The organism is Variovorax sp. 01N425 (assembly GCF_056399465.1).
Genome location: NZ_JBFTRJ010000009.1, coordinates 111,750 through 134,565, shown reverse-complemented (window position 1 = coordinate 134,565; position 22,816 = coordinate 111,750). Strand labels below are relative to the sequence as shown.

The window sequence follows — 22,816 nt, the reverse complement described above, 5'->3', positions numbered from 1 at the left end:
ACCATTCATCAAGAGATCGAAGGAATTGCCATGTCGAGTTCATCAGTCGTTGTCGTGACGGGCGGATCCTCGGGCATCGGACGCGCCGCTGCAGAAATGTTCGTGGCGCGCGGCTGCCGCGTGTTCGGCACAGCGCGCGACCTGCGCAGGGCACCCGCGCTGCCCGGCGTCGAGTTCGTCGAGATGGACGTCCGCGAGGAAGGCTCGGTCCAGGCGGCCATCGACTCCATCATCGAGCAGGCCATGCGCATCGACGTGCTGGTCAACAACGCGGGAATGATGATGATCGGCGCGGTCGAGGAAACCGCGACGGCCGAGGCCGCGGAGCTGTTCGACACCAACGTCTTCGGCCTGCTGCGCGTGACGCGCGCGGTGCTGCCGTACATGCGTGAGAAACGCCGCGGGCGGATCGTCAACGTCAGCTCCGTGCTCGGCGTGCTCCCGGCCCCGTACATGGGCCTGTATGCGGCCACCAAGCATGCGGTGGAAGGGCTGTCGGAGTCGCTGGACCACGAGGTGCGCCAGTTCGGCATTCGCGCGACCTTGGTGCAGCCGGCCTTCACCCGGACCAACCTCGATGCCAACGCCCCGCGCACCAAGGCGCGGATCGCAGGCTATGACCGCGAACGCGACCTGGTGGCGCTCTCCGTGGCCGACAGCGTGGGCAGTGCGCCCGAGCCGCACGGCGTGGCGGGCACCATCGTCGAGGCGGCGCTCGGCCCCTGGCGCATGCGCTGCACGCCGCCGGGGGAGGCGTCCTTGCTGACGAAGCTGCGCCGCTTCATGCCCGCGGGACCGGTGGACGCGAGCCTCAGGAAAAAGCTCGGGCTCGGTTCCTCCTGAACGCTCGCCCCGTCCGGCAACGAAGGAGAACATCATGGACAGCCTGGATCTCCTGCGCACCTTCAGCGAGGTGGCCTCTTCCGGAAGCTTCTCCCGCACCGCCAAGCACCTGGCGCTGTCGCGGGGAACCGTCAGCAAATACATCGCGGCCCTCGAGCACCGCTTCGGCGTGCGGCTGCTGAACCGGACCAATCGCGCCGTCAGCCTCACGGACGCAGGCCTCCTGCTGCTCGACAGGAGCAGGCCGATACTGGAACTGGCCGATGTGACGCGCGCCGAGCTGCAGGACCGCGCGCGCGTCCCGAGCGGGCGCCTGCGCGTCTCGGCACCGCACGGCATGGACCTCACGCAGCTGCCGGCGCTGATCAACGACTTCCTCGGCCACTACCCCGAGGTCAGCATCAGCCTCGTGCTCTCGAACCGCCTGGTCGACCTCACCGAAGAGGGCGTCGACATCGCACTTCGCTTCGCCCCCTCGGCCAACGAGAACCTGATCGTTCGGAAACTGATGCCGATGGCGCTCAGCGTCTGCGCCGCGCCCATGTACTGGCGCAAGCACGGCGTGCCCACCCACCCGGACGAGCTTGCGCACCACGCCGCGTTGATCAGCACCCAACTGAATCCGCTGCCGAAGTGGCGCTTCGAGGCCGACCGCCAGCCGATCGAGGTGGCGGTCCGCGGCCGGCTGGACGCCACGGAAGCCAGCCCGCTGATCCAGGCGGCACTGCTGGGCGCAGGCGTCGTCTACCTGCCGTCGGTGATGCTCGATCCCTACATCGAGAGCGGGCGGCTGGTGCCCGTGCTGTCGGAGTTCGTCCGCAGCGACATGTGGCTCTCGGCCGTCTATCTGCAGCGCCGGCACAGCACGGCGGTGCAGCGCGCGTTCCTGGATTTTCTGGCGGTGCGGCTCAAGCCTGCGGGCAAGGAGGGCAGGGCAGCCGGTTGACGGATCCATCGTCGATGCATATACATTTTGTACATACGCAGCATCAGGAGGCTCCGGTGATCTACGCCCGTGTTTTCAAATCCGGCAACAGCCAGGCAGTGCGCTTGCCGAAGGAGTTTCGATTGACCTCCGAGCAGGTGGAGATCTTTCGCCAAGGCAACGACATTGTTTTGCGTGAGCGGCCCGCGAGCGCAACCGCGATCTTCGATGCGCTCGCCGGAATGCCTCCCGGCTTCATGGCCGGTGGCCGCACCGATAGCGCGCCCCAGGAGCGGGAGTCGTTCTGAATGGCCATCGGCGATCTGCTCGACTCAATATCTGCATCTACATCGCCAAAACATAAACCGGATGTGATGCTCCAATGCATCGCCCCCTCAGTTCCGCTCCGACAGCTGCGCCAGGATGGCCGGGTTCTCCAGCGTCGACGTGTCCTGCGTGATCGGCTCATCCTTGGCCACCGAGCGCAGCAGGCGGCGCATGATCTTGCCGCTGCGCGTCTTGGGCAGGTTGTCGCCAAAGCGGATGTCCTTGGGCTTGGCGATCGGACCGATCTCTTTTGCGACCCAGTTGCGCAGCTCGTTCGCGATCTTCTTCGCTTCGTCTCCCGTGGGGCGCGCGCGCTTGAGCACGACGAAGGCGCAGATCGCCTCGCCCGTGGTGTCGTCGGGGCGGCCGACCACCGCGGCCTCGGCCACGAGCGCGGTGCACGACACCAGCGCCGATTCGATCTCCATCGTGCCCATGCGGTGGCCCGAGACATTGAGCACGTCGTCGATGCGGCCGGTGATCGTGAAATAGCCGGTCTTCGCATCGCGGATGGCGCCGTCGCCCGCGAGGTAGAAGCCCTTGAGTTCCGGCGGGTAGTAGCTGGCCTTGAAGCGCTCCGGGTCGCCCCAGATGGTGCGGATCATGCTCGGCCAGGGCTTCTTCACCACGAGGATGCCGCCTTGGCCGTTCGGCACGTCGGCGCCGGTCTCGTCGACGATGGCCGCCGCGATGCCGGGGAAGGGCAGGGTGCAGGAACCCGGCACCAGCGGCGTGGCGCCAGGCAGCGGCGTGATCATGTGGCCGCCGGTCTCCGTCTGCCAGAAAGTGTCGACGATCGGACAGCGGCCGCCGCCGACGTGCTGGTGGAACCACTCCCAGGCCGCCGGATTGATCGGCTCGCCGACCGAGCCCAGGATGCGCAGGCTCGACAGGTCGTAGCGCCTGGGATGCACTTCTGGGTTACCTTCGGCCGCCTTGATCAACGAGCGGATGGCCGTGGGCGCGGTGTAGAACACGCTCACCTTGTGGTCCTGGATCATCTTCCAGAAGCGGCCCGCGTCGGGATAGGTGGGGACGCCCTCGAACACCACTTCGGTGGCGCCCAGCGCGAGCGGACCGTAGGCGATGTAGGTATGGCCCGTGACCCAGCCGATGTCGGCGGTGCACCAGAACACGTCGGCGGGCTTCAGGTCGAAGGTCCACTTCGTCGTCAGCGCGGCATGCAGCAGGTAGCCGCCGCTGGAATGCTGCACGCCCTTGGGCTTGCCGGTCGAGCCGGAGGTGTAGAGCACGAAGAGCGGATGCTCGGCGCCCACCCATTCGGGCTCGCAGGTCTCGGGCTGGCCTTGCGTCTCTTCATGCAGCCAGCGGTCGCGCGAGGGCACCCAGCCGATCGGCCCGCCGGTGCGGCGGTAGACGACGACGTTCTTCACGCTCTCGCAGCCGCCCAGCGCGATGGCTTCGTCGACGATGGCCTTGAGCGGCAGCGGCTTGCCGCCGCGCACCTGTTCGTCGGCGGTGACGACCATCACGGCGCCGGCATCCTGGATGCGGTCGCGCAGGCTCTGCGCCGAGAAGCCGCCGAACACCACCGAATGCGTGGCGCCGATGCGCGCGCAGGCCTGCATCGCGACCACGCCTTCGATGCTCATCGACATGTAGATGACGACGCGGTCGCCCTTCTTCACGCCGCGCGCCTTCAGCGCATTGGCCATGCGGCAGGTGCGCGCGAGCAGCTCGCGGTAGCTGGCCCGCGTGACCTGTCCGTCGTCGGCCTCGAAGATGATCGCGGTCTTGTCGCCCAGGCCGCGCTCGACCTGGCGATCGAGGCAGTTCCAGGACACGTTCAGCGTGCCGTCCTCGAACCACTTGAAGAAGGGCGCCTGGCTGTCGTCGAGCCCCCGGGTGAACGGCGTTTTCCAGCCCAGGAACTCGCGCGCGAGCCGCGACCAGTAGCCGCTGTGGTCGGCCTCTGCCTCGGCCACCAGTTTTTCATAGGCGTCCATGCCGTACACATGGGCGTCCTTCATGTCCGGGGCTGGAATGAGAGGGCTTGCTGCTTCGTTGCTGCTCACGATGGGTCTCCTGATGGTTTGATGCGAGGCGTCGCGGATCTGGTGGCTGTTTCACGGGTCCGCATGGCTGTTCAGCCAGGCTGCAACCGCTGCAGCGCTGCGGAAGTCGTCGCAGGCGCGCGCGGGAACGCCGGGGTAGCGCTGGTTCCACATGCGCGCGAGCGCCTGGCCCGGCCCCACTTCCAGCACGCAGCGCACCTGCCGCGCCATGATGTTTTCAATGCATTCGTCCCAGCGAACCGTCTGGGCGATCTGGGCAGCCAATGCCGTGCGGGCAGACCGTGCATCGCGGATGCGGTCCCCCGCATTGCTGAACAGCACGGCGCGGGGCGCCTGAAACGGCACCTGCGCCAGCACCAGTGAAAAGCTCTCCGCCGCTTCGCGCATCCAGCGCGTATGGGACGCGACGTTGACCCGCAGGCGTGTGCACTGCGCACCGGCTGCGATTGCCATGCGCTCGGCATCGTTCAATGCCGCGATCGGACCGCCGAGGACCACGCTGGCGCTGCCGTTGCGAATCGCGAGTTCGAGCCCCGCATCGATGCGCAACTGCTCCCACTTCTGCTCGGGCAAACCGCTCACGGCCAGCAGGCCGCCGGGCGCGCGTGCGGCGCAGCGGTCCATCGCCGCGGCCCGCTGCGGCGCGAGTGCTGCGGCCGCGCCCGCGTCGATCACGCCGGCCGCGCTGAAGGCAGCGAGTTCGCCGACGCTGTAGCCGGCGACCGCGGCGGGCGGCGAAACCATGGGCGCAAGCTGTGCCCAGGCCGCGAGGGCAAGGCCGGTCAGCAGCGTCTGCGCGTTGTCGTTGCGTTCGGCCCAGTGCGGATCCGCGAGGGCACGGCGCCAGTCGTCGACGCCGAGTTGCGCGCACATGTCATGCACAAGTGCGTCGTCCGCGAGCCATGGCAGCATCGCGGGATGCTGGTTGCCCTGCCCGGAGAAAAGCAGTGCGAAGCTCATGAGCCTGGGCACACGCGCTGGAGCCAGCACGCGGCGGCCAGCGTATCTGCCGCGCCGCCGGGCGACAGGCGGCGCCGCACGAAATCGTCTGCAATGGCTTGCGCCTCTTGCAACCCTTCGGGCCGTGCGATCCCGCCCCGATCGAGAAAGCCCTGCGCCGCGCGTTGGGCGCCGCGCAGGCCGGCCAGGCCGCCGCGGTGCGCAAGATTGCTGTCGTCCAGCACCGCAATGATGTGGAACAAGGTATCGAGCCGCGCCAGGCGGGGCGCGAGGCCGCGGGCCAATGCCTTTCTCAGCGCAGGAAGCGCCGTCTCGAACAGCACCGGAAACGCCAGCGCCGCCTCTTCGGATGCGCTGCGCAGGCCATGGCGCCGTGCCGCGATGCCGCCCGGCAGCACGGGCGCGCGCTGGCTGCGCCCGGCCAGTGCCTCGCCCCAGTGCCGGCGCAGCGCATCGCGCAGTGCCGCCGGATCCCATGCACTGCCATGCGCCCGCAACGCGGCACCGGCCGCGGCGCACAGCAGGCCGAGCATGAAGATCGCGCCCCGGTGCGTGTTGACGCCGCCGGTGGCGGCCAGCATGCGCGCCTCCGCCGCAATGCCGTGGCGCTCGAGCACTGCGAAATCCGCGCCTGCGGCGCCGGCCTCGGCGATCCGGACGAAGTAGCGGCGCAGCGAGAACAGGCTGCGCATGAAGGTGTGTGCGTCCATGTCGTCGTGGCTGCCGCAGTCGATCAAGGTGACCAGGCCGGGCTTGGGCGACAGCGACAGTTCGTCGTAGAGCGCAAGCGTGGCCGCGCGTCCGATCGCCGCCGGTGCCAGGCGCGAATCCGGTGACGGCAAGCGCGCGAAGTTCCTCATGCGGCGATCTCCATCGGCTCCGTGTGGCCACACCAGGCGGCATCGCGATGCAGGTGCACGCCGTCGAGCCGCTTGGCCATCACGGCCCGCGCACGCCCGCCGCGCCATTCGGCCCATTCACGCCAGGCCACCGCTGCGCCGTCGCCGAACATGAGCTCGCCGTCCAGCCGGAGCTGCGGTGCCTCGAACAAGCCGAGCGCGCGCGCCACGGCATCCGCATGGATCGCTCCTTCGACCGCGATCGACAGGTCCAGATCGGAGCCCGCGCGCACATGGTCGAGACCGCTGATCGCCTGCCAGCCGTAGCTGCCGAACACGCGTGCCGCCGCGTGGCATTGGCTGAGCCTGCCGAGCAGTTCGCGCAGCACATCCCATGCTGGCGGCGGCAGCAGGTCCTGCACGTCGGCGAGCCGCGGGAACTCGCCGAGGCCATCCACCGCGGCGCGCGGCACCTGCAGCACAAGCCGGCGCCGGCCCCAGCACGCAGGCGCGGGCAAACCCAGCGCGATCCATCCATCGGCGCCGGCATGGGCCGGCTGGCGCGTCACGACCAGCGGCAATCGATGCAAGGCCCAATGCGCGAGGCAGCCGCGCGCCTGTTCGTCCCAGGGCCGGCCCAGCACGGCGGCCCACCCGCTCCGGGTGAGCCAGGCGAGTTGGTGGCGATGCAGCGAAACCATGGCGGTCATCCGAACTCAGCCCGCGTTCAGGCAGCGTCCAGCACGCGCTGCACGACCGCGGCGGCGAGCCGGCGTCCACCGCGTTCGGCGCCGTCGCGTGCGCGCCTGTCTTCTGTCGGCGTGTGGGCCAGCGCATCGCGCAGGCGGGTTTGCAGGTCGCCGGTCCACAGCGCACGCACGCCGCCCATCGCCACATAGTTCTGCACGCCGGGCGCGAACACCGGGTTGGATTTCGACAGCTCGGTGAGCCGGTCCTCCGGCAGCTTGGTCACGCGCGCCATCGCGGGAATGCGCATCACACGGATCTCGGCCTCCGGCAGCGCGTAGCAGGCGTCGGCGATCAGCCCCGAGGTGATGAAGCCGCCCGACAGCGCCTGGTCGTACACCAGGCCGATCACGCGATGGCCGCGGCGCCGCGCCAGGTCGATGCTCGCGCCCAGGTGCGCCATCGCGCGATTGATGCCGAGCAGTTCGTCGCGCCGGCGCAGTTGCTGGCCCTGCGTGTCGATCAACAGCAGGATCGGACGGCCCGGATGCTGCCTGACGGTGTCGAGCACCGCGCGCGCCTGCGCCAGCGCGAGCCGCACGCCGATCGGCGCGTGGTTCGTGGTGCCGATCACCGTGAGCGGCTCGCGTTCGAAGATCACTTCGCCCTGCAGAAAATCGCCATCCGCACGCAGGCCGTGGAAGGAGCCGAAGAGCTGGGTGACCAGGGAATTCCATTGCATCTGATGCTCCTTGCTCACAGGGTGCGCAGCGCGCGCACCGCTTCCACCGGAAGGTCCGGGACGTTTTCCGCGCCGGCAATGCCGAGCGCGCGCCAGAGCAGCGTCGCTTCGTCGCCGCCGGCGTCGCCGTCCGGCAGCGCATGCAGGCGCTGCGTGAGCAGGCTGTGCTCCTGCTCCAGCGCCGCCTGGGTCAGCGGCTGCTGCCGTTCGAGCGCCGCGATGGCGGCTGCGCGGAATTCCGCGACGTCGTCCTCGACCAGCGCATCGCAATCGCCGGTCAGCCAGCGGTGCTTGCCACCGGTCGTGCGCCAGACCAGCGCCCGGTCGCGCGAGTCGAATTCATCCACGCCGTGGGAGGCCTCGATCACTTCCGGGCCCGACATCGCGAGCCGCCCGACATCGCTCATCACGATGTGGTCGGCGCAGCGCGCCACGATGCCCATGCCGCCGAAGCAACCGTTGGCGCCGCCGATCAGCACGATGACCGGTATGCCCGCGGCGCGCACGTCGAGCACGGCGCGCATCACTTCCGACACCGCGATGAGGCCGGCGTTGGCCTCGTGCAACCGCACGCCGCCCGATTCGGCCAGCAGCAGCACCGCGGCCGGCCGGTCGCGCAGCGCGCGCTGCAGCAGGCCGACCAGCTTGGCGCCGTGCACCTCGCCCACGCCGCCGCCCATGAACGCGCCTTCCTGCGCAGCCGCGAAGACCTCGCGGCCACCCAGCATCGCGCGGCCGATCGCCACGCCGTCATCGAAGGCCGAGGGCACGCCAAGCTGCGCGAGGTGCGGGCTCATGACCCGCTCGCTCGGCGGCAGCCATTCGTGAAAACTGCCGGCGTCGAGCAGCAGCGCCAGCCGCTCGCGCGCCGAGCATTCGGCATAGCTGATCATGGCCGGCCTCCGTCGATCTCGGCCACCGCCTGATCCAGGCGCAGGCTCACCACGGCGGGCGTGGCACCCATGTCGTTGATCGAGATGCGCACACCGGCCAGCGGATGGCGCGCGTGGAAGTCGTTCATCACGGCCTGCCAGATCGGCCCGAAACCGCGCGCCGAGGTTTCGACGCGCACCGCGCAGCCATCGCCGCCGGCGGGCTCGAGCATGACCTCGAGGTTGCCCGAGCCGACCACGCCGACCAGCACCGGCGCAAAGGCGCCGGCCGGCCGGCCGCCGGAGAAAGAAAAGTCCAGGGTTTCGAGCCCTGCGGGAACGTCGCTCATCGTCGGATCTCCTGCTACCAGTTTCTGAAGCGCCTGGGCGGTTGGTACAAGCCGCCGGAGGCGCGCACCAGGTCGCGCATGCTGCGTGCGGCCAGCAGGTTGCGCGTGGCCTGGCGCGGGTCGATGCCCAGGTCCTGCGGCCGGCGGATCACGCCGCGGTCGCGCAGGTTCTCGACCGCGCGCTGGTCGCGCGCCAGGCCCACTGCCGTGTAGCCCGCCACGCCGCGGATGGCCTGCTCGCGCTCCGCGTCGCTGCGGCACAGCAGCAGGTTGGCAATGCCCTCTTCGGTGAGGATGTGCGTGACGTCGTCGCCGTAGATCATGATCGGCGGCAGCGCCATGCCGGCCTGCTCCTGCAGCGTCCAGGCATCGAGCCGGTCGACGAAGGCCGGCTGCATGTGCTCGCGGAAGGTCTCGACCATCTGCACCACCAGCTTCTGCCCGCGCGGCGTGCCGGCCGCGCCGCTGCGGCCGTCGCGCGCTTCGCGCCCGGCCTTCAGCCAGGCCGGGCTCGCATGGCGGCGGCCGCGCGCATCGGCGCCCATGTTGGGGGCGCCGCCGAAGCCGGCGATGCGGCCCAGCGTCGCGGTGGAGCTGTTGCCGTCCAGGTCGATCTGCAGGGTCGAGCCGATGAACATGTCGCAGGCGTAGTGGCCGGCCGCCTGGCACAGCGCGCGGTTGCTGCGCAGGCTGCCGTCGGGGCCGGTGAAGAAGACGTCGGAGCGCGCGCGGATGTAGTCCTCCATGCCCAGCTCGGAGCCGAAGGAATGCACCGACTCCACCCAGCCCGCCTCGATGGCCGGTATCAATGCCGGGTGCGGGTTCAGCGCCCAGTGCTTGCCGATCTTGCCCTTGAGACCGAGCGACTCGGCATAGGTCGGCAGCAGCAGCTCGATGGCCGCGGTGTCGAAGCCGATGCCGTGGTTCAGCCGCTGCACGCCGTACTCGGCATAGATGCCCTTGATGGCCATCATCGCCATCAGCACCTGCACCTCGCTGATCTGCGCCGGGTCGCGCGTGAACAGCGGCTCGATGAAATTGGGGCGCGGCGCCTTCACGACGAAGTTCACCCAGTCGGCCGGTATGTCGATGCGCGGCAGCGTCGTCGTGTGGCCGTCGACCAGCTCGTTGACCTGGGCAATCACGACGCCGCCCGAGAAGGCGGTGGCCTCCACGATGACGGGCGTGTCCTCGGTGTTGGGGCCGGTGTAGAGGTTGCCCTGGGCATCGGCCGCGTGCGCCGTCACCAGCGCCACCTGCGGCGTGAGATCGACGAAGTAGCGCGCGAACAGCTCCAGGTAGGTGTGGATGGCGCCGATCTCGATGCGTCCGGCCGACACCAGCTTGGCCAGCCGCGCGCCTTGCGGACCCGAGAAGCTGAAGTCCAGCCGGGCGGCCACGCCGTTCTCGAAGAGGTCCAGATGCTCCGGCAACGCCAGCACCGACTGCACCATGTGCAGCCCATGCACTTTCGTGGAATCGACCTGGACCAGCGCACGCGCGAGAAAGTCGGCCTGCTTCTGGTTGTTGCCTTCGAGGCAGACCCGGTCGCCCGGCTCCAGCACGGCCTCCAGCAGCTGGCCGATGGCCTCGGTGGCGACGCGCTTGCCCGCCAGTTCGGCGCCGAGCGCGTTGGCCGCCCGCGCAAGGCGTGCCGCGCGATTCTCGGCCTTGGTGTTCCAGTTCATGCGGTCCATGGAGATCCCTCAACCCACCAATGCCTTGGTGGCAAAAAACAGCACCGACGGCCCCATCAGGCAGCCCAGGCCGGTGTGAAAGGTCGCGACGAGCGCGCCGTAGGGCACCAGCTTGCGGTCGGTCGCGGCAAGGCCGGCGGAAACACCGCTCACGGTGCCTGCGAGGCCGCCGAACACCATTGCCGAGCGCGGCGTCTTCAGTGCGAGAAAGCGCGCGGCGATGGGCGTGCCCACCATCACGATGATGGCCTTGACCAGCCCCGTCGCAATGCTCAGCGCCATCACGTCCGGGCTCGCGCCGATGGCCGCGCCCGTCACCGGGCCGACGATGTAGGTGACCGCGCCGGCGCCGATGGTGGTCATGCTCACTGCGTCGGAGTAGCCGAAGGCGCGTGCAATGCATGCGCCCACGATGAAGGGCAGCACCGTGCCCAGCAGCAGCGACACCACGCCGATCAGCCCGGCCTTGCGCGCCTCGGTGGCCTGCACTTCGAAGGCGGTGGCCACGATCGCGAAGTCGCGCAGCATCGCGCCGCCCATCAGCCCGATGCCGCCGAACAGCGACATGTCGGCCAGGCCCTTGTGGCCGCCGGTCTGTGTGCCGCCCCAGTAGGCGAGCGCCAGGCCGATCACGATCGCGATGGCCGAGCCGTGCACGCGGCCGAAGGTCAGCCGGCGCGAGATCTGGCCCGACAGCAGGATCACCAGGCCGACCACCGCAAAGGCGGTCACGAGGCCGTTCTGGAGCGCGGCTTTTTCGAGGATTTCGATCATGCCGTTCACTCCGCTTCGGCCAGCAGGGGGTTGTCGTGCAGCTTGGGCGCGCCCTGCGCTTCCACCTGCGGCCGCTCCGCGCGATTGATCACCGCGATCACGCAGGCGCAGACCGCGACGGCGGCAATGGCCGAGAGCAGCGCCACCGGTCCGCCGCGCAGCGCCGCGACCATGTCCTGCTGCGCCGCCATGGCCACGACCACGGGGATGTACATCGCGCCCCAGTACTCGACGCCGAGCTCCGTGAGCTTGGGCAGGAAGTCGCGCTTCTGCATGTAGAGCCGCGCGAAGATCAGCAGCAGCATCGCGATGCCGACGCCCCCGACGTTGGTCTTCACGCCCAGCGCCTGCCCGAGCAGGTCGCCCAGGAAGATGCCCAGCAGATGGCATACGGCCAGCAGGGCGGTTCCGAAAATGATCATGGGCGTCTCCGTTGTGTGCCGCGCGAGATGCGCGGTGTTCTGGAGACGTACGGTATCGGCGCCCCTGCGCGCGATCAATTAACGGGGGACGGCGACGCTTACGGCGCGTGAAACGATCGCGGGTAAACCCTAGGCCAGTTCGGCCTTCGAGCTGCGGCACAGCGCCAGCAGCGCGAGCAGGTTGGGATCGCGCTCGCGCGTGCGCAGGAAGTTGAGCGCGATGGTCTGGCGCATCAGGTAGCGGGGCTGCAGCGGAATCAGCTGCACGTTCTGCGGCATCACCCCCCACACGCGGCCCGGCAGCAGCGTGTAGCCGACGCCGCCGCTCACCAGGTTCATGAGCGAAAAGATGTCGCCCGTCTCCATCACCACGTTGGGCGTGAAGCCGGCCACGCGAAACGACTCCACGAAGCCGCTGTAGGTGACGAAGCCTTCGCTCAGGCTCACGAAGCGCTCGCCGGCGCAGGCGGCCAGGTCGATCTCCTTCTGCCCCGAATAGGGGGAGCCCACCGGGGCGGCGAACCGGATGTCGTCCTCGAACAGCGGCTCCGACTCGACGTCCGCCGTTCCCTCGGGCACCGCCATGAGGGCGGCATCGATCGCGCCGTCGCGCAGCTTCTGCAGGAGGTCGGCGTTGGAGCCGAGCACGAGCTCGGTGTGCAGCTCGGGCCTGCGCAGCTTCAGCCCCATGATCAGCCGCGGCACCGTGCGGCTCGTCAGCGAATAGAGCGATCCGATGCGGATCCGGTCGGACGAGTAGCCGGCCACTTCCCGTGTCGCGCGGATGCCCTCGGACATGGTGCGCAGCACATCGCGCGCCACGTCTGCCAGCGCCTGTGCCGCATCGGTCGGATGCAGGTTGCGGCCCTCGTGCCGGAACAGCGCGCAGCGCAGGCCGGTTTCCAGCGAATGCAGCGCGCGGTGCACGCTCACGGTGCTGATCTCGAGCTTTTCGGCCGCGCGCGCAAGATTGCCGGTCTCCATGAAGGCCAGCAGGATCTCGAGCTTGCGGAAGGTGATCTCTTCGTCGACGTGGAGGAGCATGGAGGGCCTGCGGATGATGTCCGATCGTAATCCTGGAACGGGCCCACAAATTGCGGTACAACGCGGCGCAGAGCAAAACTGTCTCAACGTTGAACCTGAGTGAGGAAATGCCTATGGACGCGTGGTCGAACGAGCAGCTTTCCCCCTTGTACGAGAGAGAACTCTTCCGTTCGCATGATGCAGAGGAGACGCATGCGCGTGTCTCCCGCGAGCTCAAGCCGCACCGCAGCGTGTGGGGCCGCGGCGACGTCGACGCCATCTTCTGCCGCGCGGAGCTGAGCGCACTGTCGTTGTGCATCCTGCGCTACGGCTGCGATGTCGACATCGAGCCCGACGCGCTCGGCAACTTCGTGCTGGTGCAGATGCCGCTTCGCGGCCATGCCGACGTCCATACCGGCGGGCACACCCTGCAGATCCATCCCGGGCAGGGCGCGGTCATTTCCGCCCACAAGCCGGTGCGGCTGCACTGGCATGCCGACTGCGAACAGCTGATATTGAAAATCGAGCTCAGCCGGCTGCAGGAGGTGGCACGCCATGCCTTCGCCTTGCGCGGCACCGACGACGTGGGCGAGATCGATTTCGCGATGCCCTTTTGCCTGGACGACGCCGCCGGCACGCAGTGGTGCCGCATGGTGGCCGGCCTGGCCTCGCTGCTGCCTTCGGGCGACCTGGGAACCTACGACCCGCGGTGGATGGCGCACTGCGAAGACAACCTGATGCTCTACCTGCTGTGCCACCGGCCGAATTCAGCCCTGCAACGGCATGCCGCCGTGCGGCGCGGCTGCGAGGAAGCCGGCCTGCGGCAGCTGCGGCGAGCCGAGGAGTTCATGCGCGAGCGGCTCGACACGCTGCTGTCGCTCGAAGACGTGGCGCAGGCCGCGGGCGTCACGCGCCGCAGCCTCGCCTTGCTCTTCAAGCGCTATCGCGACCTCTCGCCCGGCGAGGTGCTGCGCAACATGCGGCTGGACGCCGCGCACGCGCAGCTGGCGCGGCACGACGGTGCCAGCGTCACCGAGGTGGCGCTGAGCTGCGGCTTCTCGCACCTGAGCCGCTTTGCCGCCTGCTACCGCGAGCGCTTCGGCCAGCTGCCGCGCGACACCTCCCGCGATCCCGCACCGCTGCCGGCCGCGCGGCACTGAAGCGCACGCATCCTCAGGACTTCATCGCGCACTGGGCGGCAGTCCGGTCCTGGTAGCGCTCCAGCACGGTGCCGATCACCTTGTTGGCGATGCGCCCGTTCGCGTCCTTGGCGATCACGCGCAGGTAGTAGTTCTGGATCGGGAAGTTGTTCGGGCCATAGCGGAAATCGCCGCGCACCGACTTGTAGTTGGCCGCCTTGATCGCCTTGAGCAGCGCGGGCTTGTCGGCCAGCTTGCCGCCGACGTCGCGCACGGCCGCATCCATCGCCATCAGCACGTCGTAGGCCTGGCCGGCATAGAAGGACGGATTGCGCCCGTTGTTCTGCTGGCGGAAAGCCGCCACGAAGCGCTGGTTGGCGGCGTTGTCGAGGTCGAACGACCAGTGCGCGGTATTGAACAGGCCGAGCATCGGCTCGCCGACGGCGGGGATCATGTCCTCGTCGGCCGAGAACGCGGTGGAGATCAGCGCCACGTCCTTCGACAGCCCGGCGCCGACGAACTGCTTGATGAAGCTCACGCCCATGGCGCCGGGCAAAAAGAAGTACAGCGCATCGGGCTTCGACGCGCGGATCTGCGCCAGCTCCGCCGAGTAGTCGAGCTGCCCGAGCTTGGTGTACAGCTCGTCGCTCACGCTGCCCTTGAAGGTGTGCTTGAAGCCGTTGATGGCGTCCTTGCCGCCGGGATAGCTGGGCGCGATCATCGCGACCTTCTTGAAGCCCTTGTCCGAGGCGAACTTGCCGGCCGATTCATAGTACGCATCGTTCGGGTAGGAGGCGCCGAAGAAGTACGGATTGCAGCGCGCGCCCGAATAGTCGCTCGGGCCGGTGTTGCTCGACAGGTAGGGCACCTTGGCCGCAAAGAGCGGCGGGCCTACCGCCAGCGCGACCGACGAGCCGACGGGCCCGGTGAACAGGTCGATCTTGTCGCGCAGCAGCATGCGCTCGACCACCTGGCGCGCCATCTCGGGGTTGCCTGCCGTGTCGGCCTCGACAAATTCCACCGGTACGCCGCCGAGCTTGCCGCCCAGCTGCTTCATCGCGACGGCGAAGCCGGCCTTGGCCTCGGCACCGCCGACGGCAAACGGGCCGGACAGGTCCATCGCCAGGCCGACCTTCACGGTCTGCGCCTGTGACGGCAGTGCCAGCGCGCCCACCAGGACGGTGAGCGCGCACAAGACGGATCGGGGCGTGGCCTGCGGCATGGAAAGTCTCCTCGGGAGTGGGTTCATTGAACGTGGGTGGGGCAGCAAATGCAGGCCGCAGTCTCTGTGCGGCGGCGCCGCCTCGCTATCCGTTTCGTGCGGCGCAAACCGCTGCACGAAATGGACAGACAACGGCCCGGCACGCTCCACAGAATCGCCGCCGACCCCACCACTTCGAGAGACGAACCGATGAGCGACACCATCGACATCCCGGCCGGCGACGGCACCCAGACCTTTCGCGGCTACCTGGCCCTGCCGGCCTCGGGGCGCGGCCCCGGCATCGTGCTGTGCCAGGAGATCTTCGGCATCAACGACTACGTGCGCGAAGTGGCCGACCTCTACGCCGAAGAGGGCTACGTGGTGCTAGCGCCCGACCTGTTCTGGCGCATGGAGCCCGGCGTCGAGCTGGGCTACTCGCCCGAGGACTGGCAGCGCGCCTTCGGCTTCTTCCAGAAGTTCGACATCGAGGCCGGCGTGGCCGACGTCACGGCGAGCGTGAAGGCGCTGCGTGCGCACCCGGCCTGCACCGGCAAGGTCGGCGCGCTGGGCTTCTGCCTCGGCGGCAAGCTGGCCTACCTGGCCGCCGCGCACTCGGGCGTGGACGCGGCCGTGGGCTACTACGGCGTGGGCATCGAGGGCGCGCTCGACCTGGTGCCGAAGATCGATTGCCCCATTGCGCTGCACTTTGCCGAGCTCGACCAGTTCTGCCCGCCCGAGGCCCGCGCCCAGGTGCTCGCGGCCTTCGCCGGCAAGCCCGCTGCGCACATGTATGTCTACCCGGGCGTCGACCATGCGTTCGCGCGCACCGGCGGCGAGCATTTCGACAAGCCCTCCACGCTCATGGCGCACCAGCGCTCGATGGCGCTGTTCAAGGAAGCGATCGGCCCGGTGTACGACCTCTCGGCGCTGTGGGACAAGCACTGCGAGTACGAGTTCGCCACGCGCGACGTGGTCGCCACCATGGCCACGATGGTGGGCGAGCCCTATGTGAACCACATTCCGACCATGACCGGCGGCGTCGGCGCCAGGGAGCTGTCGCGCTTCTACAAGCACCACTTCATTCCGACGACGCCGCCCGACACGCGGCTCACGCCCATCTCGCGCACGGTGGGTGCGACGCAGATCGTGGACGAGATGCTGTTCAGCTTCACCCACACGGTCGAGATCGATTGGCTGCTCCCGGGCATCGCGCCCACCGGCAAGCCGGTGGAGATTCCGCTCGTGGCCATCGTGAAGTTCCGCGGCGACAAGCTCTACCACGAGCACATCTACTGGGACCAGGCCAGCGTGCTGGTGCAGATCGGCCTGCTCGATCCGAAGGGCCTGCCCGTGGCCGGCGCCGGGACGGCGCGCAAGCTGGTCGACGAAACGCAGCCGTCGAACACGCTGATGCCGCGCTGGGAAAAATCGGCCGCGCTCACCATCGCCGATCCGGCGCTGCCCTTGGGATGAGCGGCGACTCCGACATGCTCGCGCTGGTCGTGGACTCGGCCACGCCGCTCACGCCGGGCATCAAGGCCTTCGTGCTGCGATCGGCGAACGGCGAGCCCTTGCCGCCGTTCGCGCCGGGCGCGCACCTGGGCGTGCGGGTGGTGCAGGCCAACGGCCGCGCGGGGCAGCGCGCCTACTCGCTCGCCCGGCCGCACGACGGCTCGGACCGCTGCGAGATCGCGGTGCTGTGCGAGCCACAAGGCGAGGGCGGCTCGGCCTGGATGCATGCGCTGCAACCCGGCGCATCGCTGGCCGCGCACCCGCCGCGCAATGACTTCGCGCTGCACGCCGGCAGCGCGCCGCCGCTGCTCCTTGCGGGCGGCATCGGCATCACGCCGCTGCTGTGCATGGCGCGCTCGCTCGCGGCCGAGGGGCAGCCCTTCGAATTCGTCTATGCCACGCGCAGCGCAGAAGCCACGGCTTACCTCGGCGAAGTGCGCGCGCTGGGCGGCACCGTGGTGCACGACGGCGGCGACCCGGCACGCGGCCTCGACCTGCACGCGCTGCTGGCCGCGCCCGTGCCGGGCCGCCACCTGCATGTGTGCGGCCCGCGCGGCATGGTGCAGGCCGTGGTCGACACCGCCCGCGCGCTGGGCTGGCCTGGCGACCACGTGCACTTCGAGCTCTTCGCCGGTGCCATCGCGCAGGCGGGCGACGCGGCCTTCGAGGTGCGCACGCTGCGCTCGGGCAAGACGCTGAGCGTGCCGCCCGGCCAGAGCCTACTCGACGTGCTCATCGCCGCGGGCCTGGACCCGCTGTACGACTGCCGCCAGGGCGACTGCGGCGTGTGCGTGGTGGACGTGGTCGAGGGCGTGCCCGACCACCGCGACCACAACCTCAGTCCGCGCGAGAAGGCGGACGGCAAGACCCTGTGCACCTGCGTGTCGCGCGCGAAGACGCCGCACCTGGTGCTCGACATCTGACCAGGAGACCCACCCCATGACCATCGACCTGCAAGGGCTCGTGCAGCCCGACCGCGTGCACAAGCGCGTCTACACCGACCCCGCCATCTTCGAGCTGGAGATGGACCGCGTGTTCGGCCAGGCCTGGATCTACGTCGGCCACGAAAGCCAGGTGCCCAAGCCCGGCGACTACTTCACCACCCGCCTGGGCCGCGAGCCCGTGGTGATGGTGCGGCACACCGACGGCCAGGTGCACGTGATGTTCAACCGCTGCCCGCACAAGGGCGCCAGGATCGTGCCCGACGGCAGCGGCAGCGCCGGCAAGTTTTTGCGCTGCCTGTACCACGGCTGGACCTTCAAATGCGACGGCAGCCTGCTGTCGGTGCCGCTGCGCAGCGGCTACGAATGCACCGCGCTCGACCTGAAAGACCCGCAGTACGGCGTGCGCAAGGTGGCGCGCGTGGCCACGCACCGCGGCTTCGTGTTCGCGAGCCTGTCGGCGGACGGGCCGGAACTGAAGGAATTCCTGGGCGGCGTGGCCACGTCGCTCGACAACTTCTGCGACCGCGCCCCGGAGGGCGAAGTGGAGGTGGCGGGCGGCGTGCAGCGCGTGATCCAGCGCAACAACTGGAAGATCTTCTTCGAGAACCTGCACGACACCATCCACGCCGTGGCCACGCACGAATCGTCGTGGCGCGCGGCCAAGGAAGAGTACGAAGCCATGCCGGCCGGCACGCCCAAGCCCTTCGAGGTGGTGATCGTCGACGGCAACGGCGAGCCGCTGGAGTTCTGGGAGAAGCTCGAACTCAAGGGCTACGACCACGGCCATGGCTTCATGGAAGGCATCTTCGTGCCGCCGACCGATCCGGTGAGCCTGGCGTATGTGGCGTCGCTCGAAGCGGCGAAGGGTGCCGAGCGCGCCGGAGAGATCCTGCGCGTGAACCGGCACAACACCATCGTGTACCCGAGCTGTTCGCCGCACACCTCGTTCCAGCAGATCCGCGTGATCCGGCCGCTGTCGGTGGACCGCACGCTGGTCGAGATCTTCAGCTTCCGGCTGAAGGGTGCGCCGGAGGCCACCTTCCAGCGCACGCTCAAGTACACCAACATCGTCAACTCGCCTTCGTCGAACGTGATGCCCGACGACCTGGAGGCCTACAACCGCGTGCAGGAAGGCCTGGGCTCCAATGGCGGCGACTGGGTCAGCATGCACCGCGCGGCGGGGCGCGACCAGCCGCTGCCGGGCGGGCGCGCCTCCAACGGCAACAGCGAGATGCCATCGCGCAACATGTTCGCGGCCTGGGCCGGCTACATGGGCGTCAAGACGAACGAACACGCGAACGAACACGCCGGGAGCGCCGAATGAACTTCCGCGACTGGAACGAGCAGCAGGACCTCACGCAGTTCCTGCACCACGAGGCGCGCCTGCTCGACGAGCACCGCTGGGACGAATGGCAGAAGCTCTTCACGCCCGACGGGCTGTACTGGGTGCCGCTGGTGCACGGCCAGGCCGATCACCTCAACCACGCCTCGCTGTTCTGCGAGGATGCCTTGCTGCGCTCGATGCGCGCGCGGCGGCTCGAGCAGGCCCGCGCCTATTCGCAGCAGCCGCCCACGCGCACCGTGCACGTGCTGGGCAACATCGCGCTCGAGTCGCGCGACGACGACGCGGGCTGCACCGTGCGCTCGACCTTCCTGCTGCTGGAGTGGCGCAAGACCGAACAGCGCAGCTTCGGCGGCAGCGTGTTGCACACCCTGCGCCGCGCCGAGGACGGCTGGCGCATCCAGACCAAGCGCATCGACCTTGTCAACTGCGACGCGCCGCACGAAGCCTTGCAGGTGTTCATGTGAAGGCCGCGCTGCTGGCCATGCACTACCAGAACGACGTGCTGCACGTCGACGGCAAGGTGCGCGTGGGCGTGGCCGCCGACGACCCCGCACGCCCGCGCCTCATCGCCTCGGCCGCACGGCTGATCGCCGCTGCGCGCGCGAACGGCGTGCCGGTGATCTTCGTGCGCATCGCCTTCGCGCCCGACTACTCGGATTGCCTGCGCAACTGCGCGCTGTTCCGGCGCGTGGCCGAGAGCGGCGCGGTGCAGGAAGGCAGCTGGGGTGCCGGGTTCTACGGCGAACTCGCGCCGCTGCCGGGCGAAGCCGTCGTCACCCACAAGCGCAACAACCCCTTCTGGGCCAGCGGGCTCGAGGAGGTGGTGCGCGCCACCGGTGCCAGCCGCTTGTACCTGGCCGGCATCGCCACCAACCATGTGGTGGAGCACGGCGCGCGCCACGCGAGCGACCTGGGCTACGACGTGGCGGTGGTCGCCGACGCCTGCAGCACCGCGCAGGCGCACCTGCAGGCCGCCAGCCTCGAAACCCTGTCGATGCTCGCGGACGTGGTCCGCGTGGACGATGCCGTGGCACAGATGGAGAGGGGAGGCCGGCCATGACCCCGCTGCAAGGCAAGGTCGCCGTCGTGACCGGCGCCGCCGCGCTGCTGGGCAACGCCATCGCGCGGGCCTTCGTGCAGGCCGGCGCGCGCGTGGTGGCGGTCGACATCGACGCGGTGCGCGGCGAGGCGCTGGCGGCCGGGTTGGGCGAGGGTTGCCGCTTCGTCGCCTGCGACATCGCCTCGGACAATGCGCTCGATGCGCTGGTGGCCGGCGTGCTGCGCACCGAAGGCCGCATCGACTGCCTCGTCAACAACGCCGTGGTCTACGGCGACGCGGGGCTCGGCGCCGCGCGCGCCGACTGGCTGAGCGCGCTGAACGTCAACCTGGTCTCGGGCGCGATGCTGGTGCAGAAGAGCGCCGACGCGCTGGCCGCGCAGGGCGGCGCCATCGTGAACATGGGCAGCGTCGGCGGCAAGTTCGGCGCGGCGGGGCGGGCGCTGTACCCGGCGGCCAAGGCGGCCATCCTGCAACTCACGCGCAACCAGGCCGCCACGCTGGCGGCCCGGGGCGTACGAGTGAACTCGGTGTCGCCGGGCTGGACCTGGTCGGACGCGCTGTCGCGCATGGCGGACGGCGACCGTGCAAGGGCCGACCGCGTTGGCGCGCCGATGCACCCGCTGGGCCGCGTGGGCGACGGCGACGACGTGGCGCAGGTGGTGCTGTTCCTGTGCTCGGACGCGGCGCGCTTCGTCACCGGCGCCGACATTCCGGTGGACGGCGGCTTTTCGATGCTCGGTCCGGACCAGGGTCGATCCGCGGGCGATTGGTTCGGCGCTGCGTAGCGCCCGCGGCGTCCTCTGCCTCAATCCGCGGTGATGTTGCCTTTCTTCACCACCTCCGCCCAGCGCTGCGCGTCCTTGGCAACCAGCGCCCCGAAGGCAGCCGGCGTGGAGACCGCCGGCACCATGCCCTGCGATTCGAAGGACTTCGCGACCTCAGGCTGCCTGAGGACCTTGCCGATCTCCAGGTTCAGGCGCTCCACCACGTCCGCGGGTGTTCCCTTCGGCGCCAGCACCCCGTACCACATGTCGATGTTGTCCGGGGTGACGCCGGCCTCCGCGAGCGTCGGAACATCGGGAAGCTGCGGCAACCGCTTGGCGCTGCCGGTTGCAATGGCCTTCAGCTTGCCGGCCTGGATGTGCTGCAGCGCGACGTGCACCGGCAGGAACATGTAGTCGATCCGCCCGCCGAGCAGGTCGGTGACGGCCCCTGCCGTCCCTTTGTAGGGGACATGCAGCATCTCGGCACCGCTGCGCTGGAGAAACAGCGCCATCGACAGGTGATGGGGCGTGCCGACGCCTGGCGTGGCGTAGGTCAGCTGCCCGGGCTTCGCCTTCGCGGCGTTCACGACTTCGCTCACGGTCGCGGTTTTCTGCACGTTCGGGTTGGCCACCAGGAGCAGGGTTCCCCAGGAGGTCTGGGCAACGGGAGTGAAGTCGCCGACGGGGTCATACGACAAGGTCTTGTACAGGCTCTTGTTCATGACGAGGGTGTTGACCTGGACCAGCAGCGTGTGGCCATCGGGCTTGGCCCGTGCCACCCGTTCGCTTCCGATGTTGCCGCTGGCGCCCGCGACGTTCTCCACGATCACAGGCTGTCCGAGCGCGCCCGGCAGGTGCGCGGAGAGCTGGCGCGCGATCAGGTCGATGCCCGTGCCGGGCGTGTAGGGCACGACGAGCGTGACCGGCTGTGTCGGCTGCCATGCGGCCGACGCCGCCGACGCGGCAATGCACAGCGCTGTTGCGGACAGCAGTGGCTTGATCCATCTGGCGAACATGGGAGGTCTCCTTCAATAGTTTTCAAGTTTTCAGGGTTGCTTCTGGATCGGGTTCAGACGAAGGAAGGGCGATTCTTGAGCTGCGCGGGGTCGTAGCCCGCCACGCGCTTGTAGGCATCGGAAATCGCCTGGAGTTCGGCCCGGGGCACCACGTCGTCGATCCGGGCGAACGGCTTGCCGCCGGAGCGTTCGTAGACCTCGCGCAGGATCGCGTCGGGCGGCGTGCGCCGGTTCGTGAGCACGACATTGGCCGTGGCCGGCACCCGTTCCTGATCGTAGCTTTCCAGGGCCGCGGGGCCCACGCCTTCCTTCTTCAGGCGGCCGGCGAGGCAGCGCGCGTCGAGGATGGCCTGGCCGGCACCGTTCGAGCCGCGCGGCACCATCGGGTGCGCGGCATCGCCAAGCAGCGTGATGCGTCCATGCGTCCAGCGCGGCAAAGGATCCTGGTCGACCATCGGGTATTCCAGGATCGAGTCGGCGCCGCGGATCAGCGCCGGCACGTCCAGCCAGTCGAAGTGCCAGTTCTCGAACGCCGGGAGGAAATCCTCCAGGCGGCCTTCGCGGCTCCAGTCGCGCACGGCCGGCTGCTCGGCTTCGATCTCAGCGACCCAGTTCACGAGCTGGTTGCCATCGGCGTCGATGGCGTCGCGGATCGGGTAGATCACCATCTTGCCCACGGCAAGCCAGCCTGCCCGGATCATGCTTGCGCCCGACAGGATCGGCTTCCAGCGCGTGGTGCCGCGCCACATGTTGACGCCCGAATAGCGTGGAGCGCCTTCGTCCGGATAGAACTTCTTGCGCAGCACCGAATGGATGCCATCGCAGCCGATCGCGACCGCGCCGCGTACGCTGGCAACGGCCTCGCCCGAGGCATCCGCGAAATGGGCGGTGACACCCGCCTCGTCCTGGTCGACATCGACGCACCGGTGGCCGCACAGCACGCTGCCATCGCCCAGCCGCTCGCGCACCGCGGCCAGCAGCACGGCCTGCAGGTCGCCACGGTGGATCGAGAACTGGGGCCAGTCGTAGCCGGCCGCGGTGCCGGCCGACTCCGTGAAGACCAGCTGGCCGTGCTCGGTGAAGAAGACGGCCTCCTTGGTGCGCACTGCCATCGCATCCAGCGCGGGCAGCAGGCCCAGTTCGCTGAGCTCGCGCACCGCGTGCGGCAGCAGGTTGATGCCTACGCCCATCGGCTTGAGCTCGGGGACCGCTTCGTACACACGGCAGGGAATCCCGGCCTGGTGCAGGCTCAGGGCCAGGGTGAGGCCGCCGATGCCGGCGCCCAGGATGATGACGTCTTGGTGGGTGCTGCTCATGTTCGATTCTCTTGAAGTGCCC

At 69.1% G+C, this 22,816-nt stretch carries 24 protein-coding genes; 10 read left to right on the top strand and 14 right to left on the bottom strand.

The window, feature by feature from the left end; translation table 11 throughout:
- The first annotated feature begins 30 nt into the window (after positions 1-30).
- The 3 genes from AC1DSC_RS17775 to AC1DSC_RS17765 are packed head-to-tail and all read left to right on the top strand — an operon-like array spanning position 31 to position 2,076.
- A complete protein-coding gene (locus AC1DSC_RS17775; RefSeq protein WP_026283942.1) occupies positions 31-843 on the top strand; it encodes an oxidoreductase in 813 nt (270 codons plus the stop codon).
- A 34-nt stretch (positions 844-877) separates the two neighbouring features.
- Positions 878-1,789 carry a LysR family transcriptional regulator gene (locus tag AC1DSC_RS17770; RefSeq protein ID WP_018904201.1) on the top strand — a complete coding sequence of 304 codons (912 nt, stop codon included), beginning with the start codon at positions 878-880 and terminating at the stop codon, positions 1,787-1,789.
- Positions 1,790-1,845: 56 nt separating this feature from the next.
- The gene (locus AC1DSC_RS17765) at positions 1,846-2,076 is read left to right on the top strand and encodes an antitoxin (RefSeq protein WP_015865429.1); all 231 of its coding nucleotides are present in this window, start codon (positions 1,846-1,848) and stop codon (positions 2,074-2,076) included.
- An 87-nt stretch (positions 2,077-2,163) separates the two neighbouring features.
- On the opposite strand, the gene acs is transcribed toward AC1DSC_RS17765, so the two are convergent.
- From acs to AC1DSC_RS17710, 11 genes are all read right to left on the bottom strand, one after another.
- A complete protein-coding gene (gene acs, locus AC1DSC_RS17760; protein WP_278876693.1) occupies positions 2,164-4,086 on the bottom strand; it encodes an acetate--CoA ligase in 1,923 nt (640 codons plus the stop codon).
- A 96-nt stretch (positions 4,087-4,182) separates the two neighbouring features.
- Positions 4,183-5,091: an acyltransferase domain-containing protein gene (locus AC1DSC_RS17755; protein ID WP_018904204.1), complete on the bottom strand. Its 909-nt coding sequence runs from the start codon at positions 5,089-5,091 to the stop codon at positions 4,183-4,185.
- Positions 5,088-5,951, bottom strand: a complete 864-nt coding sequence (gene mdcB / locus AC1DSC_RS17750; RefSeq protein ID WP_018904205.1) for a triphosphoribosyl-dephospho-CoA synthase MdcB — start codon at positions 5,949-5,951, stop codon at positions 5,088-5,090. The genes AC1DSC_RS17755 and mdcB overlap by 4 nt, the downstream gene beginning before the upstream one ends.
- Complete coding sequence (mdcG, locus tag AC1DSC_RS17745; RefSeq protein WP_436046152.1) at positions 5,948-6,631, bottom strand: malonate decarboxylase holo-[acyl-carrier-protein] synthase; 684 nt, start codon at positions 6,629-6,631, stop codon at positions 5,948-5,950. Before mdcG ends, mdcB begins: the two co-directional genes overlap by 4 nt.
- Before the next feature lie 26 nt (positions 6,632-6,657).
- Positions 6,658-7,359 (bottom strand): biotin-independent malonate decarboxylase subunit gamma, encoded by a 702-nt coding sequence (gene mdcE, locus AC1DSC_RS17740; protein WP_015865434.1) that lies wholly within the window; start codon positions 7,357-7,359, stop codon positions 6,658-6,660.
- Positions 7,360-7,373: 14 nt separating this feature from the next.
- Positions 7,374-8,252 (bottom strand): biotin-independent malonate decarboxylase subunit beta, encoded by an 879-nt coding sequence (locus AC1DSC_RS17735; protein WP_018904207.1) that lies wholly within the window; start codon positions 8,250-8,252, stop codon positions 7,374-7,376.
- Positions 8,249-8,581 carry a malonate decarboxylase acyl carrier protein gene (gene mdcC / locus AC1DSC_RS17730; protein ID WP_018904208.1) on the bottom strand — a complete coding sequence of 111 codons (333 nt, stop codon included), beginning with the start codon at positions 8,579-8,581 and terminating at the stop codon, positions 8,249-8,251. The genes AC1DSC_RS17735 and mdcC overlap by 4 nt, the downstream gene beginning before the upstream one ends.
- A 14-nt stretch (positions 8,582-8,595) precedes the next feature.
- On the bottom strand, positions 8,596-10,278 hold the full coding sequence (gene mdcA, locus AC1DSC_RS17725) for a malonate decarboxylase subunit alpha (RefSeq protein ID WP_278876680.1): 1,683 nt from the start codon (positions 10,276-10,278) through the stop codon (positions 8,596-8,598).
- A 9-nt stretch (positions 10,279-10,287) separates the two neighbouring features.
- On the bottom strand, positions 10,288-11,052 hold the full coding sequence (madM, locus tag AC1DSC_RS17720; RefSeq protein ID WP_015865438.1) for a malonate transporter subunit MadM: 765 nt from the start codon (positions 11,050-11,052) through the stop codon (positions 10,288-10,290).
- A 5-nt stretch (positions 11,053-11,057) separates the two neighbouring features.
- Complete coding sequence (gene madL, locus AC1DSC_RS17715) at positions 11,058-11,474, bottom strand: malonate transporter subunit MadL (RefSeq protein WP_015865439.1); 417 nt, start codon at positions 11,472-11,474, stop codon at positions 11,058-11,060.
- 129 nt (positions 11,475-11,603) lie between these two features.
- The gene (locus AC1DSC_RS17710; protein WP_278876681.1) at positions 11,604-12,518 is read right to left on the bottom strand and encodes a LysR family transcriptional regulator; all 915 of its coding nucleotides are present in this window, start codon (positions 12,516-12,518) and stop codon (positions 11,604-11,606) included.
- Between the two features lie 113 nt (positions 12,519-12,631).
- Here AC1DSC_RS17710 and AC1DSC_RS17705 point away from each other — a divergent pair, with 113 nt between their 5' ends.
- Positions 12,632-13,657 (top strand): AraC family transcriptional regulator, encoded by a 1,026-nt coding sequence (locus AC1DSC_RS17705; RefSeq protein WP_062364572.1) that lies wholly within the window; start codon positions 12,632-12,634, stop codon positions 13,655-13,657.
- Positions 13,658-13,670: 13 nt separating this feature from the next.
- On the opposite strand, the gene AC1DSC_RS17700 is transcribed toward AC1DSC_RS17705, so the two are convergent.
- Positions 13,671-14,858: an ABC transporter substrate-binding protein gene (locus AC1DSC_RS17700; RefSeq protein ID WP_018904211.1), complete on the bottom strand. Its 1,188-nt coding sequence runs from the start codon at positions 14,856-14,858 to the stop codon at positions 13,671-13,673.
- 189 nt (positions 14,859-15,047) lie between these two features.
- Here AC1DSC_RS17700 and AC1DSC_RS17695 point away from each other — a divergent pair, with 189 nt between their 5' ends.
- Genes AC1DSC_RS17695 through AC1DSC_RS17670 form a run of 6 tightly spaced genes read left to right on the top strand, consistent with a single transcriptional unit; the run spans position 15,048 to position 20,483 of the window.
- Complete coding sequence (locus AC1DSC_RS17695) at positions 15,048-16,310, top strand: dienelactone hydrolase family protein (protein ID WP_278876686.1); 1,263 nt, start codon at positions 15,048-15,050, stop codon at positions 16,308-16,310.
- Positions 16,307-17,272 (top strand): PDR/VanB family oxidoreductase, encoded by a 966-nt coding sequence (locus AC1DSC_RS17690; RefSeq protein ID WP_369664589.1) that lies wholly within the window; start codon positions 16,307-16,309, stop codon positions 17,270-17,272. Before AC1DSC_RS17695 ends, AC1DSC_RS17690 begins: the two co-directional genes overlap by 4 nt.
- 16 nt (positions 17,273-17,288) lie before the next feature.
- Positions 17,289-18,617 carry an aromatic ring-hydroxylating dioxygenase subunit alpha gene (locus tag AC1DSC_RS17685; protein WP_369664588.1) on the top strand — a complete coding sequence of 443 codons (1,329 nt, stop codon included), beginning with the start codon at positions 17,289-17,291 and terminating at the stop codon, positions 18,615-18,617.
- A complete protein-coding gene (locus AC1DSC_RS17680; protein WP_015865446.1) occupies positions 18,614-19,102 on the top strand; it encodes an aromatic-ring-hydroxylating dioxygenase subunit beta in 489 nt (162 codons plus the stop codon). Before AC1DSC_RS17685 ends, AC1DSC_RS17680 begins: the two co-directional genes overlap by 4 nt.
- A complete protein-coding gene (locus AC1DSC_RS17675; protein ID WP_307595991.1) occupies positions 19,099-19,698 on the top strand; it encodes a cysteine hydrolase family protein in 600 nt (199 codons plus the stop codon). Before AC1DSC_RS17680 ends, AC1DSC_RS17675 begins: the two co-directional genes overlap by 4 nt.
- The gene (locus AC1DSC_RS17670; RefSeq protein ID WP_307595989.1) at positions 19,695-20,483 is read left to right on the top strand and encodes an SDR family oxidoreductase; all 789 of its coding nucleotides are present in this window, start codon (positions 19,695-19,697) and stop codon (positions 20,481-20,483) included. Before AC1DSC_RS17675 ends, AC1DSC_RS17670 begins: the two co-directional genes overlap by 4 nt.
- 20 nt (positions 20,484-20,503) lie before the next feature.
- Here the strand turns inward: AC1DSC_RS17670 and AC1DSC_RS17665 are convergent, their stop codons facing one another.
- Together AC1DSC_RS17665 and AC1DSC_RS17660 are read right to left on the bottom strand one after the other, a co-directional pair.
- Positions 20,504-21,478: a Bug family tripartite tricarboxylate transporter substrate binding protein gene (locus tag AC1DSC_RS17665; protein ID WP_278876692.1), complete on the bottom strand. Its 975-nt coding sequence runs from the start codon at positions 21,476-21,478 to the stop codon at positions 20,504-20,506.
- A gap of 53 nt (positions 21,479-21,531) precedes the next feature.
- A complete protein-coding gene (locus tag AC1DSC_RS17660) occupies positions 21,532-22,794 on the bottom strand; it encodes a flavin-dependent oxidoreductase (RefSeq protein ID WP_307595987.1) in 1,263 nt (420 codons plus the stop codon).
- Positions 22,795-22,816: the final 22 nt, after the last annotated feature.

Bases quoted from the DNA above. Each gene is read 5' to 3' on its own strand.
- AC1DSC_RS17775 (WP_026283942.1), top strand. From the start codon at position 31: ATGTCGAGTTCATCAGTCGTTGTCGTGACGGGCGGATCCTCGGGCATC.
- AC1DSC_RS17770 (WP_018904201.1), top strand. From the start codon at position 878: ATGGACAGCCTGGATCTCCTGCGCACCTTCAGCGAGGTGGCCTCTTCC.
- acs (WP_278876693.1), bottom strand. From the start codon at position 4,086: ATGAAGGACGCCCATGTGTACGGCATGGACGCCTATGAAAAACTGGTG.
- AC1DSC_RS17755 (WP_018904204.1), bottom strand. From the start codon at position 5,091: ATGAGCTTCGCACTGCTTTTCTCCGGGCAGGGCAACCAGCATCCCGCG.
- mdcB (WP_018904205.1), bottom strand. From the start codon at position 5,951: ATGAGGAACTTCGCGCGCTTGCCGTCACCGGATTCGCGCCTGGCACCG.
- mdcG (WP_436046152.1), bottom strand. From the start codon at position 6,631: ATGGTTTCGCTGCATCGCCACCAACTCGCCTGGCTCACCCGGAGCGGG.
- mdcE (WP_015865434.1), bottom strand. From the start codon at position 7,359: ATGCAATGGAATTCCCTGGTCACCCAGCTCTTCGGCTCCTTCCACGGC.
- AC1DSC_RS17735 (WP_018904207.1), bottom strand. From the start codon at position 8,252: ATGATCAGCTATGCCGAATGCTCGGCGCGCGAGCGGCTGGCGCTGCTG.
- mdcC (WP_018904208.1), bottom strand. From the start codon at position 8,581: ATGAGCGACGTTCCCGCAGGGCTCGAAACCCTGGACTTTTCTTTCTCC.
- mdcA (WP_278876680.1), bottom strand. From the start codon at position 10,278: ATGGACCGCATGAACTGGAACACCAAGGCCGAGAATCGCGCGGCACGC.
- madM (WP_015865438.1), bottom strand. From the start codon at position 11,052: ATGATCGAAATCCTCGAAAAAGCCGCGCTCCAGAACGGCCTCGTGACC.
- madL (WP_015865439.1), bottom strand. From the start codon at position 11,474: ATGATCATTTTCGGAACCGCCCTGCTGGCCGTATGCCATCTGCTGGGC.
- AC1DSC_RS17710 (WP_278876681.1), bottom strand. From the start codon at position 12,518: ATGCTCCTCCACGTCGACGAAGAGATCACCTTCCGCAAGCTCGAGATC.
- AC1DSC_RS17705 (WP_062364572.1), top strand. From the start codon at position 12,632: ATGGACGCGTGGTCGAACGAGCAGCTTTCCCCCTTGTACGAGAGAGAA.
- AC1DSC_RS17700 (WP_018904211.1), bottom strand. From the start codon at position 14,858: ATGCCGCAGGCCACGCCCCGATCCGTCTTGTGCGCGCTCACCGTCCTG.
- AC1DSC_RS17695 (WP_278876686.1), top strand. From the start codon at position 15,048: ATGAGCGACACCATCGACATCCCGGCCGGCGACGGCACCCAGACCTTT.
- AC1DSC_RS17690 (WP_369664589.1), top strand. From the start codon at position 16,307: ATGAGCGGCGACTCCGACATGCTCGCGCTGGTCGTGGACTCGGCCACG.
- AC1DSC_RS17685 (WP_369664588.1), top strand. From the start codon at position 17,289: ATGACCATCGACCTGCAAGGGCTCGTGCAGCCCGACCGCGTGCACAAG.
- AC1DSC_RS17680 (WP_015865446.1), top strand. From the start codon at position 18,614: ATGAACTTCCGCGACTGGAACGAGCAGCAGGACCTCACGCAGTTCCTG.
- AC1DSC_RS17670 (WP_307595989.1), top strand. From the start codon at position 19,695: ATGACCCCGCTGCAAGGCAAGGTCGCCGTCGTGACCGGCGCCGCCGCG.
- AC1DSC_RS17665 (WP_278876692.1), bottom strand. From the start codon at position 21,478: ATGTTCGCCAGATGGATCAAGCCACTGCTGTCCGCAACAGCGCTGTGC.
- AC1DSC_RS17660 (WP_307595987.1), bottom strand. From the start codon at position 22,794: ATGAGCAGCACCCACCAAGACGTCATCATCCTGGGCGCCGGCATCGGC.